This window comes from Paenibacillus sp. J31TS4 (genome assembly GCF_018403265.1).
Classification (GTDB): Bacteria; Bacillota; Bacilli; order Paenibacillales; family NBRC-103111; genus J31TS4.
Window position 1 is genome coordinate 2,055,154 of the sequence record NZ_BOSI01000001.1, and the last position, 12,688, is coordinate 2,067,841.

Here is a 12,688-nt window from a genome sequence, read left to right on the forward strand (position 1 = left end):
TGTTACGGGGGGTGCCTCTCTTGTCTATGACTTTTTGGATCAGTATGCTTGTCTTCATCCTGTTCATCGTGGCGATCCTGACTGCGGCGTACAACGACGATAAGACGGGCGGCCTGTAAGCGCGCACGACAAAAAAGCATCCGTCCCGCGAGGGACGGATGCTTTTTTAATAAGCGCCGGACGCGGCGCGAGTATGTTGACGAGGGTGGCCGAATAAGCGCCGCCCGCGGAGATGGCAAGGGCGGTCGGCGTCGCTCGCCGCCTCCCGCGGGAAGCGGCCGGACGCATGTGCGGGCGGCCCGTGTTACCTGGTGACGGCCCTCATGCATGCCGCACAGATGTGTTTTTCCTTGAATTCCATGACGTCCTCGAGTGTGGAGCAAAAGACGCAGCGCGGGCGGTACCTCTCCAGGATGATTTGATCCCCCTGCACGAGAATCTCGACAGAGTCTCCCTCGTTCATTTTGAACCGGCTGCGGAGCGATTTGGGCAGGACGATCCGGCCCAGTTGGTCCACCTTCCGTACAATTCCTGCTGGCTTCACCTTGATAATTCCCCTTTCGATATCGAGATAGTAGTCCATATAGGGGCCCCAGGCTGCATTCCGAATGCGAATGGAAGCCTTATTCTCTGCTGTTGCTATAGCAGCTAACAAAAGATGTGGCTGCTATCCAATAGCCATTCGAAAACGACCCCTCTTTTTGGTCCGTATGCGCTCTCAATACGAATAAAATAAGCCCTCCGGGCGTGGACACCCGAAGAGCTGGGGAGGCTGGCCGTCCGGGGCCAAAAGCGGGCCGAGCCGCCTGTCAGGTCAAGCCGGAGAAGCCGGTTTGGCGCAGCGCCTCGTACAGGACGATCGCCGCGGAATTGCTGAGGTTCAGGGAACGGACGTCGCCGCTGATCGGAATCCGGATGCAGGTATCCGGGTGGGCGGCGAGGATATCCGGAGAGAGCCCTTTGGTCTCCTTGCCGAAGACGAGGAAGTCCCCGTCGCGGAACTCGATGTCGGCATAAGACCGCGAAGCCTTGGTCGTCGCGCAGAAGAAACGGCCGTCCGGATACTTGTCCTTGACCTCCTGGAACGAGTCATGGTACTCCAGCTTGACGGCATGCCAATAATCGAGACCCGCCCGCTTCAGCGTCTTGTCGTCCGTCCGGAAGCCGAGCGGCCGCACCAGATGCAGATGCGTGCCCGTGGCGGCGCAGGTACGCGAGATATTCCCGGTGTTGGCCGGAATTTCCGGCTCCACCAGCACAATGTGAAAAGCCATGTTGTCGGTTCACCTCACAATCCCTCCTATTATACCGCAAAACCGCTTGGCGCAAATGTTTACACTCGGTTAACGAAGCGTTAATCCGCGGATGATCTCCGCTTGGGATAATGGGGACAACTAAAGCGGTAAAGGAGTGGATCGCGCGATGAAACACAAAATTCTGGTGGTGGATGACGAGCCGTCCATCTCTCTCCTCCTCGACTTCAACCTGAAGCAGGCCGGCTATGAGGTCCGCTGCGTATCCGACGGCGAGGCGGTGTTCGGGGAGCTGCGTACCTTCCGCCCCGATCTGATCGTGCTCGATTTGATGCTCCCCAAGATGGACGGCCTGCAGGTGTGCCGCAAGCTCCGCGGTGAGGGCAACCAGGTGCCGATCATCATGCTGACCGCCATGCAGGACCTGTCGGACAAGATAGCGGGTCTCGATAATGGCGCCGACGATTACATGGTGAAGCCGTTCAGCCCGCAGGAGCTCGTGGCGCGCATCCAGGTGATCTTCCGCCGGCTGCGGAGCCTGCCGCCCGAAGGGGAGCAGCAGCCTCTGCAGTTCGGCGAGATCCGCCTCTGTCCGGTGCGCCGGGAAGTGACAGTCCGGGAGCGGCCGATCGAGCTGACGCCCAAGGAATACGAGCTGCTCTTGTTCCTGTGCCGGCACAGCGGCAAGGCGCTGAGCCGCCAGCAGCTGCTCCAGGGCGTCTGGGACTACCATTTTCTCGGGGATACGCGCATCGTCGACGTGCACATCAGTCACCTGCGGGACAAGATTGAGCGCAACGCCCGCTCCCCCGAATACATCAAGACGATCCGCAACGTCGGCTACAAGCTGAGCGAGCCCGCTGCCCATCCTGCCCAGGCGGCCCGGTAAGTGGGGGCGAGTCTCCTCCCCTCCCTTCTTCCTCTTGACCGGGCAGGAAAAATCTAGTAAGGTAGGGACCAATCGAATGAGCGGCATCAGCTGCGACCAAGGTCCCCCCGCCCCACCGGGCGCCCAGAGAGAGAATCCGAGGCTGCGAGATTCTTCGATCCGGCGGCGGGGGTCCCGCCTTGCGAGCTGCTGCGGGCATTCCGGTGCGCCCGCGCCGGAGCAACCGCAGCCGGGCCACCGGCCCGTTATCTCAAGCAAGGACCGGACCGGGCTGCGCCTGCGAGCCGGTCGAATTAGGGTGGTACCACGAACGCATTCGTCCCTGACGAATGCGTTTTTTTGCGTTCCATCCGGCATTCGGCAGCCGCCGCCATTCACAAGAAGATCATCAAGGAGGGTATCGACATGCGCCAGCAGCATATGCTCATCCCCACGCTGCGGGACGACCCGGCGGAGGCGGAAGCGATCAGCCACCGGCTGCTCCTGCGGGCAGGCTACATCCGGCAGCTCGCCGCCGGCATTTATACGTACCTGCCCCTCGGGCTGCGCGTTATGAAGAAGATTGAGGCCATCATCCGGGAGGAAATGGAGGCCATCGGAGCCCAGGAGCTGCTGATGCCGGCCATGCAGCCGGCCGAGCTCTGGGAGACGTCGGGGCGTTACGGCATCTATGGCCCCGAGCTGATCCGGCTCAAGGACCGGCACGGCCGCGCGTTCGCGCTCGGGCCGACCCACGAGGAGGTGGTGACGACGCTCGTCGCGGCCGAGATTCATTCGCACCGCAAGCTGCCGCTCACCGTCTACCAGATCCAGACCAAATTCCGCGACGAACGGCGGCCCCGGTTCGGGCTTATGCGCGGCCGTGAATTCGTCATGAAGGACGCGTATTCGTTCGATCCGGATTGGGAGGGGCTGGACCGCACCTACCGGGCTATGGAGGAAGCGTATCACAGGATCTTCTCCCGATGCGGACTCGACTACCGGGCGGTGGAAGCCGATTCGGGCGCGATCGGGGGCGAGGGCGGCAGTCATGAGTTCATGGCGCTTGCAGAGTCCGGCGAAGATACGATTGTCAGCTGCGCCGCCTGCTCGTACGCCGCCAATCTGGAGAAGGCCGAGGCTGCCTCGCCGGAGGCAGCAGACGCGAACGGCTTCCAGCAGACGGACGCCCCCTCGCATGCTGCGACACCTCCAGAGCGGCTGCATACGCCTGGCATGCGCACGATCGCGGAGCTGACGGAGCAGCTGGGCCTCTCGCCCCGCCAGCTGGTCAAGACGCTGATCTACGTGGCGGACGGCCGGCCCGTCGCTCTGCTCGTGCGCGGCGACCGGGAAGCGAACGAGGTCAAGCTCGCCCGGCAGCTCGGCTGCGAGTCGCTTGAGCTCGCGGACGCCGAAACGACCCGGCAGGTGACCGGGGCTCCCGTCGGCTTTGCCGGGCCCGTCGGGCTGACGATCCCGATTCTCGCCGACCTCGAAGCCGCCGCGATGGCCGAGGCGGTCACGGGCGCGAACGAGGCCGACTATCACCTGAGCGGCGTACGGCCCGGCGTTCACTTCGCGCTGGAAGCGGTCGGCGACTTCCGGAATGCGGGCGAGAGCGATCCGTGCCCCCGCTGCGGGGGCCGGCTGGTCTTCCGCCGGGGCATCGAGATGGGCCACGTCTTCAAGCTCGGGACCAAGTACAGCCGGGCGCTCGGGGCTCTCTACACCGACGAGGACGGCCGGCGCCGCGAGATGATCATGGGCTGCTACGGCATCGGCGTCTCCCGGCTGCTCGCTGCGATCGCCGAGCAGCATGCCGGCGAATCCGGCCTCCGCTGGCCGGCCGCGGTCGCGCCGTTCCGCGTCCACCTGCTCGTCGTCGCCCCGCGTGACGAGACGCAGCGCGCCGCGGCCGATCAGCTGTATGGCCGGCTGCTCGCGCTCGGCCTGGATGTGCTGCTGGACGACCGCGAGGAGCGGCCCGGCGTCAAGTTCAAGGACGCCGACCTGATCGGGCTGCCCGTGCGCATCGTCATAGGGCGCGGTGCGGCGGACGGCCTCGTCGAATGGCGGACGAGCGGCGAGCCGGAGGCGGAGACGATTCCGCTTCCGGAAGCGCTGGAGCGGGCGGCGAGGCTGTGAGCCTCCCGGCCGAGGCGGAGCGGGGGCTACCTTTTTGCGGCCGGTTTCGGTAGGATAATACGAGAACGCTTTGCCTCCGCCCCTTCCGGACCGTCTCAAGCCTGGAGACACCTCTTGAAGCGGCAGGCGGCAGGACGACGACTATGCAAGGAAGCAAGGGAGAATCGCCGCCTATGGCCAAGACTGACCGCAAAACTTTCCAAAGCCGATCCAACGAGCTGCTCACGACCGTACGCGGCCAAATCGCGCGGGGCGATTACAAGCCGGGCGAGTTTCTCCCCGCGGAGACGGCTCTCGCGGCGGAATTCCAGCTGAGCAAGAACTCCGTCCGGCTCGTTCTGGAGAAGCTCGTGAACGAAGGACTCCTGCTCAAAATTCCGCGCGTCGGCAACCAGGTGACGGCCCCCTCGGCGCAGACCGTCATCCGCATCGGCCTCTATCCCTCGATGCAGGACGAGCTGCCGCTGGACCGGCTGCTGGAGAAGTTCCGTGAGAAGCATCCCCTCATCCGCGTAGAGACGATGACCCTCCCGTATGCGCATGCCGATCACATCCGGCAGCTGCTTGAGATGGGCGTCGTCGATGCCGCGACGATGAACTATACCGATTACCTCCATTTCAAGGAGGAGGGGATGCTCGGACTGCTCGAGCCGTTCACGCCCGAGTCCGACACCTATCCTTTCCTGACCTCCCTCTTCTCCGACGAAGAAGCGAGACTGCGCGTCAGGCCGCTTATTTTTTCGCCTGTCATCCTCTGCTACAACAAGGAGCATTTTGCGAGCCGCCGCGTTCTCGAGCCGGACGGGGGCTGGACCTGGCAGGATCTGCGCGGGGCGCTGAGCCGGCTAACCGGGCTGAACCGGTTCGGTCTCTATTTCCATCTGTCCTCGACGAACCGGTGGCCGCTGTTTCTCTTGCAGTGCGGCGCCCGGTTCGTTCGGGACCGGACGGGGGCCGTCGTTCCCGCCGGCGAGGGAATGATGAGGGGCATCCGCTTCCTGAGGGAGCTGATGCACAAGGACGGATTGTTCCCACTCGCGATGTCGTTCACGTACCAGGACGCCGAGAAGCTGTTTCTCGAGCAAAAGGTTTCGGTCATCCTGACCACCTACTACCGGCTGAATCAGCTGGTCGGTGCCGGGTTTCCCTACGACATCGCGCAGGTCCCCCGGACGGACAACCAGCGGACGCTGCTGCTTTCGACCGGCATCGCCGTAAGCGCCGCTTCCCGGAGCAAGGAAGCAGCCGTCCTCTTCTCCGATTTTCTCGTCTCCGAGGAGGCGCAGGCGTCCATCCGGCACCAGTCATTCAGCCTCCCCGCGAGCAAGTGGGTGACCGAGACGGTGGCGTGCGAGCTGCCCGACAAGCCGGCCCGGCTCGAGCTGCACCGCGAATTGATCCCGAACTATGCGACGCATCGCGATCTCCAGCTGACGATGCGGGAGGTGGAAGTGCTGGGCACCTGCCTGGAGCAATACTTCTCCCGGTTTGTCGAGGACGACGGGCTCATCGCCCTATTCAATCACCAGCTGCTGCAGGAGGGTTAGCCCTCCTGCTTTTTTGTTCGGCACACTGGGATGGGTGCCACCCTTAGCGCTTGAGGACACCTGAGCACAAGGGCAGGAATAAGAGAGAACGCTTCCAAATTCCGGTTGACGGACTTTTGGAGGCTGTGTTAGGATGACCTTGAAATATGAACTACATTTAGACCAGAAAGCGAAGAGGCTCTCTTTTCTTCGTGGTCCTTTTTGCATTGCTGAACCAGATAAGGACCTTAGCGGAGAAGAAGACCCCCACTCCACAAGAAATGAGGTCGAAAGTCGTCATGTTTGAAAGCGTTATCAGAAAAAGCAGGAAGCCGCTGGCTATACTCGCGGCCGCCGCGATCGCGGTGACGGTCGCCCTGCCCCTCCTGCCCGCCCGCGCCGAGGCGGCAGCATCCGTCCCTCGCTCCTTCGACGCGCCGGAGGAGCTGGGCACGATGGTCACAACTCCTAACACGCTGCACAGCGAATACGGAGTAGAGGACGGCAGGGACGTTCTCTATACGACGGTCACCGGCACCTCCTCCGACCCCGCCATCTTCAGTGTGATTGACCTGAAGAGCTATAAGCTGCTGAGGGAGTTTTCCCTGGCAGGCGGCGGCCAGTCCTGGGGGCACATCCTCGATTCCAAGGGCAATGTCTATATTGCCTCCGGACCGCGGCTATTCGTCTATTCGCCTGCCGCCAAGCAGGTAACGTCGCTGGGCGCCGTTCCCGGTGCCGGCACTCTCTACAACCTGACGGTCGACGAGAACGACGTCGTCTACGGCGGAGCATACCCGACCGGCAAGGTTTTCAAGTACGACCCTTCCACCCGCTCCATCACGAACTATGAACCGTACACGCCGGGCGCGGGGTACGCCAAGACGATCGAGTACTATAAGGGCGAGCTCTACGTCGGCGAAGGCTCGATCGGGGCGCTTTACAAGATGAACCCGGCCACCGGCCAAAAAACCGGGATTCCTCTGCCGAAGAACGACGTCTTCGACAACGAGCATCCGCCTATGGTTTATACGATGAACATCGTCCGGGACTATCTGTTCATTCAGCTCAGCTCTGCTCCGCTGTCGCTCCTCATCTACGATTTGGAGAAGCAGCAGTTTCTGACGGATAAGATGGTGCTCGATTACCGCGGCATGTTCGTTTCTCCCGAGCATGACGGCAAGGTCTACTTCTCCGCCGCGGGCGAGTTCAAATCGTTCGATCTGGAGACCGAGGAGATCACCTCCACCGGCATTCCCTATACGACGTATCTCCGGAACAGCGCCTGGATCGATATGAACGATCCCGAGATGCCAGGGGAGTCGCTTGTGACCGTCATGTTCGGCGGCCAAGTCATCTACACCAACTTTGAGACGAAGAAGGTCAAGACGCTCCAGCCTATCGTCTCCGGCACCGCCGTTTCGATCCAGTCGCTCATCTTCGGTCCCGATCGGCTGCTCTACACGACGGGCTACCAGGGCGTCTACGGAGCCCGGTACAATATCGAGACAGCCGAGAAGGAATTGTTCAACATGGGGCAGGCCGAGGGGATGATCGCCTGGGGCGACAAGGTCATCTTCGGCGAGTATCCGGCGGCCGTTATTCATGAGCTCGATACGACGAAGCCGATCGTGCAGGGCGCCAACCCCCGCAAGATCCATCAGATCGAGGACAGCCAGGACCGCCCCTTCGCGCTCGCAACGGGGGACGGCAAGCTCTTCGTCGGCACGATTCCGAAGATCGGCAAGCTGGGCGGCTCCCTGTCCATCTATGACGGCACTTCGTGGGAGTCCTACTACAACCTCATCCCGGATCAGAGCATCATGGGCCTCGCTTACCGCGACGGCAAGCTGTACGGCTCGACGACCGTCTGGGGAGGTCTCGACATTACGCCCACCGCCTCCGAAGCCAAGATGTTCGTCTGGGATGTCGCCAAGAAGCAGCTGATCTCCTCCTTCACCCCGGAGCTCGAGCTGGCGAACGGCATCAAAGCCAAGGCGATCGGGGGGCTCAGCTTCGGTCCCGACGGCCTCTTGTGGGGTGCCGCGTACGGGACGATCTTCGCCATCGATCCGGTCACCTACAAAGTCGTCAAGCAAAAGGAAATCGTGCAGACCGATTGGGTGTTTGACCACATCTGGACCCCAGTTAAGCTCCAGTGGGACCAGGAAGGCATCCTCTACACGACGCTCGGCGGCAAGCTCGTCGTCATCGACCCGCGGACGATGGCGCACACGGTCATTCCGGGAACCAAGACGAACCAGATGGCGCTCGGACCCGACGGCAATATTTACTACAACGAAGCGTCCATGCTGAAGCGGATCAAGGTCAAGAAGGAGCAGCCTCCCGTCTATACGAACGTAGAGATCCCGCTCCTGAACGGCAGCTTCGAGCAGGTGAACGGTGACGGCACAATCCCTGGCTGGGAGACGTTCGGCGCGCGGACCGAAGCGGCCGATTATGCCATCACCCGCGAGAAGGCTAAGGACGGCACCGCCAGCTTGAAAATTACCGACACGTCGGCCTCGGCTGAGGTCGGAGTCCGCTCGATCCCGTTCTCCGTAGAGCCCGGCCTCGAGTACACCGTTCAGTCGGATATCTTCCTGGCTTCCGGCCGGACGATTGCGGCGCTCAAGTATTACGACGCGGAAGGGAATGAAATCCGCCTCTCGCCGGCACCTGCCAACTATCATACGGGACCTGTGAACGAATGGAAGACGGCTTCTTTCAGCTCGGTCGCTCCCGCGGGGGCCGTATCCGCCCGCGTAGTCCTGTTCTGCTCCCAAACCTGGCTGACTGAGGCGTATTACGATCAAGTGCGCGTATTCCGCCTGACGCCCGGCGATCCGGAGCCGACCGGCAACGTCGTGCAGCAGTTGGAAGTACCGAATGCCGGCTTCGAAACGATAGGCGCCGACGGCTCCATTCCGCACTGGACGATCCGGGACCCGCATACGTTCAACAGCAACATGATCATTCGTCCGTCCGATAAAGTGGTCAAGGAAGGAGCAGGCAGCCTCTATCTGTACGACAACGACACCAGTCTGCCGGTCGCTCTCGACGGCGAGCTCATTCCGATCGCGGCCGGAGCGACTTACACGATCGCAGCCGACATCTACCGGGACGCAGTCCCGCCGGGACGCAGCTCCAACCGGCCGTATCTGCAGATCCGCTACTACGACAGCGCGAGGAAGGAGATGACCCCTGTCTCCGGCACGACGATGAGCATGGAGGCGACGGCCCCGCTTAAGCAGTGGGACACGGTATCCTTCAGCAACAAAGCACCGGCAGGAGCCAAGTATATCGGCATCAAGCTGATCAGCAGCGCTCCTTACGTCGCCAATGCTTATTATGATAATGTAACCTTGTCCACGGTCGTCGCGCCTCAGGACATGATTACCGCAAAAGTGCTGGCTGCTCCGCTGTCCAACGTGAAGGAAGGCAGCGATGTCACGTTCGTCGCCACCGCTTCCCGCGATGCGTCTATCGTCGTCAAAGAAAATGACCGCATCGTCGCGACGGCCGCCGGCGCCGGCGAGACGCCGGTACTTGTGACCATCCCGGCTCCCGCTGCGGGCGCCAATCAATACACCGTCTACGCGAGCAGAGAAGGCTACGGCCGCAGCTCGGCCATGACGCTGCCCCTGGTGACCGTGCATCCGTTAACCGCCCTCGAGGTATCCTCCGCCCCCGAGTCGCTGGCCGTCGGCCAAAGCGCACCGGTCGTGCTCAAAGCGGTGAACGGCCCAATCGCGCAGGACCTCGCGGAAGGGGTGGTGCTGACCGCCGATCAGGAGGGGATTGTCCGGATCGAAGGTACGATGGTAACTGGACTCGCTCCCGGTCAGGTGACTTTGACCGCACAGTATGGAGGACAAAGTGTACAAATTCCGGTGACGGTTCCAGGCATGGTTCTGAACGCCATCGGGCTCGAGCTCCCGCAGGAGATAATGAAGGGAACGAGCATCACCGCCGCCGTCTACGGCGTCTACAAGTCTATTGGCTCGGATGCGGAGGAGCGGAGACCGTTGACGGAAGGCGTCACGCTGACGGCAGAGCCGGCAGGCGTGGTCACCATCAGCGATCTGACGATAACTGGCGCCGCAGAAGGAACGGCCGTCGTGAAAGCCGCCTATAATGGCTTCGAAGCAACGGCTTCGGTAAAGGTTACGTCGGCCGGCGGCCCAGATCCGGGCAATCCTCATCCGGGGAATCCCAATCCAGGGAATCCACATCCAGGGTTCCCAGGGAATCCGGGAGAGCCTAATCTAGGAAATCCCAATCCAGGGAATCCACATCCCGGAACTCCTGGGAACCCTCATCCGGGGTTTCCAGGGAATCCGGGAGAGCCTAATCCAGGGAACCCCAACCCAGGGAATCCGCCCGGGAAACCAGGCAATCCCAATCCGGGGAACCCCCCTGGAAAACCGGGGAATCCAAACGGCAAGTAAGCAAGTTCCTCGTTCCACAGCCACCCGCGCCGAAGGCGTGGGGTTGGCGGACCCTATGCCCTATCTGCCCAATAGGAGCAAGTAAGCTCTCTAACGCAAAACAAGCTGATTCCGGATTCAGCCGGTCTCAGCTTGTTTTTTGGTTTTTTTGCGCGGCACCTCAGCTCCACACCCAAAAAAGCCCCCTTCCATCCGGGTTCCCGTGAAAGGAACCAAATGAACGAAAGGGTGCTTTCGTGCAACGCTATGAGAGAAGAGAGAGCAGCGGACGCCGAACCAGCGGCAGCTTACACCCGCAACCCCGGCTAAGCAAGGTCGCTCTGCGTCTGCTCTCTTCCGGGGTCGGCCGGGCTAACCGTTTGCCGTTTCCGGCGCGGCTATTACCCGTTCGTGCGCTGGAACTCGGCCATGAACTCGGCGAGCGCCTTGCAGCTCTCGTATGGCACGGCGTTGTATGTCGAAGCCCGCAGATGGCCCACGCTCCGGTGGCCCTTCAGGCCGACAAAGCCGTTCTTCTCCGCTTCGCGGATAAAGGCTTTCTCCAGCTCTTCATCCTGCAGCTTGAACGTGATGTTCATGCGCGAGCGGCTGTCCGTCTCGGCCAGCCCCTGATAGAAGCCGCCGCTCGTGTCGATCGTTTGGTAGATCAGATCGGTCTTGACGCGGTTGAGCTTCTCCATCTCGGCGAGACCGCCATGGTCGCGGACCCACTGGAGGACGAGATTCATCATATAGACGGAGTAGACCGGCGGGGTGTTGTACAGCGAGTTGTTCTCGGTATAAGTCGAATACCGGAACATCGTCGGGATCGTCTTTGGCGCATCCTTCAGGAGATCCTCCTTGACGATGACGAGTGTAACCCCGGACGGACCGAGATTCTTCTGCGCACCGGCATAAATAAGCGAGAATCGGGAAGCATCAAACTGTCTGGACATGATGTCGCTCGACATGTCCCCAATAAGCGGGACGCTGCCCGTATCCGGGAATTCGGTGAACTCGGTTCCCGCAATCGTTTCGTTCGAGGTCAGGTGCAGATAGGCGGCGTTCTCCGGCAGAGACAGTCCGGCCAGCGACGGCATGTTGAGCAGCCCTTCTTCCCGGGAGGAAGCGGCGATCGTGGCGGAGCCGAGCATCTTGGCTTCCTTATAGGCCTTCTCGGCCCAGGTTCCGGTCATGACATAGCAGCCCGTCTTGCCCTCTCCGAGCAGGTTCATCGGCACCATCGTAAACTGCGTGCTGGCGCCCCCTTGTAGGAATAGGACCTTGTAGCCTTCCGGCAGACCGAGCAGTTCCTTGACCAGCTCCTGAGTCTCGTCATTGACCTGCTCGTACTCCTTGCTGCGATGGGAGATTTCCATAATGGACATGCCGATTCCGTTGAAATCGACGAACTGCTCCTGCGCCCGCTGCAGCACTTCGAGCGGCAGCGCGGCCGGGCCGGCATTGAAGTTGTACGCACGTTTGGTCACTGGATCCACACCTTCTCTTTCTATGATATCGTAATGATAACAAGATTCCCCCAGCCCTTCAAGAAAAAAAGACAATAGCGACAGCCGGCGCAGCCCGCCGGCAGACAAGGAGGAACCCACGTGCACCGCCTGAATTCTACCCTTGCCCGCCCTCTCGCAGCCTGTCCGGACGGTAGGTCCGCCGCCGGCCCGCATGCCGCCGAAGGCCCGTCCGCCCGCCTGTTCATCGCCGTCCCGCTGCCCGATACGCTCAAGGAGATACTCGCCCGGCGCTGCGAACGGCTGCGGGAGACCGTCCCATTCGCCAAATGGGTCTACCGGGACGACTACCACATCACGGTCCAGTATCTCGGCGCTACCCCGCTCCAGCGGGTGGATGCCATTCGCGCCAAGCTTGCGGAGGCCGCCGCCGCGCAGGGACCGTTCGGCCTGAAGCTCAGCTCTCTCGGCGCGTTCGGCAAATCCTCGTCCCCCCAGATTCTGTGGACCGGCGTGCAGGGCGAGCTGGCCCCTCTCGAGGCGCTGTACCGGCGCGTTGTGGAAGCGATGATCCCCTTCGGGTATGTGCCCGAGGAGCGGCCGTACAAGCCCCACATCACGTTAGCCCGCAAGTACCGCGGCACCGAACCGTTCGACGCCCGCCGGGCCGAAGCGTCCCTGCCTCCTCTCGAGGAGAGCGAGTGGCAGGCTGCGGAGCTGATTTTGTACGAAAGCCGCGGCGGCCGCGAGCCGATGTACCAGCCGCTCGCCCGGATGCCGATCGGGGGCTGAGCATGCCGACCCCGGCCGGCTCGTTCGGATTCCAGCCGGCACCATGTACCGCACCGGCATTTGGGGGAGCTCCCTTGCCTTGTTTCCATCTTCCTTTTTCTATAGGTGAATCCCCCTCTTCTCGGGCTGCCTGCTTGCCTGCTGGCGTGACACGGCGGCCGGCCGTCTGATACAATCCCAGTTGAGCCCGCAGGCTCCTGAG

The 12,688-nt window shown here is 61.9% G+C and carries 8 protein-coding genes; 5 read left to right on the plus strand and 3 right to left on the minus strand.

The features are described 5' to 3' along the window. Nucleotides 1-304 precede the first annotated feature (304 nt). Both KJS47_RS09705 and trmL read right to left on the minus strand, forming a co-directional pair. Nucleotides 305-544, minus strand: a complete 240-nt coding sequence (locus KJS47_RS09705) for an AbrB/MazE/SpoVT family DNA-binding domain-containing protein (protein WP_213524682.1) — start codon at nt 542-544, stop codon at nt 305-307. 265 nt (nt 545-809) lie between these two features. Beyond that, a complete protein-coding gene (trmL, locus tag KJS47_RS09710) occupies nt 810-1,274 on the minus strand; it encodes a tRNA (uridine(34)/cytosine(34)/5-carboxymethylaminomethyluridine(34)-2'-O)-methyltransferase TrmL (protein ID WP_213524683.1) in 465 nt (154 codons plus the stop codon). Between the two features lie 148 nt (nt 1,275-1,422). On the opposite strand from trmL, the gene KJS47_RS09715 reads away from it, so the two are divergent. The 4 genes from KJS47_RS09715 to KJS47_RS09730 all read left to right on the plus strand — a co-directional run bounded on the left by KJS47_RS09715 (nt 1,423) and on the right by KJS47_RS09730 (nt 10,246). Further along, entirely contained in the window at nt 1,423-2,142 is a 720-nt protein-coding gene (locus KJS47_RS09715; RefSeq protein ID WP_213524684.1) for a response regulator transcription factor, read from the plus strand. 405 nt (nt 2,143-2,547) lie between these two features. Further along, nucleotides 2,548-4,269, plus strand: coding sequence for a proline--tRNA ligase (locus KJS47_RS09720; RefSeq protein WP_213524685.1), 1,722 nt, complete (start codon nt 2,548-2,550; stop codon nt 4,267-4,269). A 173-nt stretch (nt 4,270-4,442) separates the two neighbouring features. Beyond that, on the plus strand, nt 4,443-5,816 hold the full coding sequence (locus tag KJS47_RS09725) for an extracellular solute-binding protein (protein WP_213524686.1): 1,374 nt from the start codon (nt 4,443-4,445) through the stop codon (nt 5,814-5,816). Nucleotides 5,817-6,094: 278 nt separating this feature from the next. Then, on the plus strand, nt 6,095-10,246 hold the full coding sequence (locus tag KJS47_RS09730; RefSeq protein ID WP_213524687.1) for a carbohydrate binding domain-containing protein: 4,152 nt from the start codon (nt 6,095-6,097) through the stop codon (nt 10,244-10,246). Nucleotides 10,247-10,626: 380 nt separating this feature from the next. On the opposite strand, the gene serC is transcribed toward KJS47_RS09730, so the two are convergent. Then, the gene (serC, locus tag KJS47_RS09735; RefSeq protein WP_213524688.1) at nt 10,627-11,715 is read right to left on the minus strand and encodes a 3-phosphoserine/phosphohydroxythreonine transaminase; all 1,089 of its coding nucleotides are present in this window, start codon (nt 11,713-11,715) and stop codon (nt 10,627-10,629) included. Between the two features lie 120 nt (nt 11,716-11,835). Here serC and thpR point away from each other — a divergent pair, with 120 nt between their 5' ends. Continuing rightward, nucleotides 11,836-12,486 carry an RNA 2',3'-cyclic phosphodiesterase gene (thpR, locus tag KJS47_RS09740; protein WP_213524689.1) on the plus strand — a complete coding sequence of 217 codons (651 nt, stop codon included), beginning with the start codon at nt 11,836-11,838 and terminating at the stop codon, nt 12,484-12,486. Nucleotides 12,487-12,688: the final 202 nt, after the last annotated feature.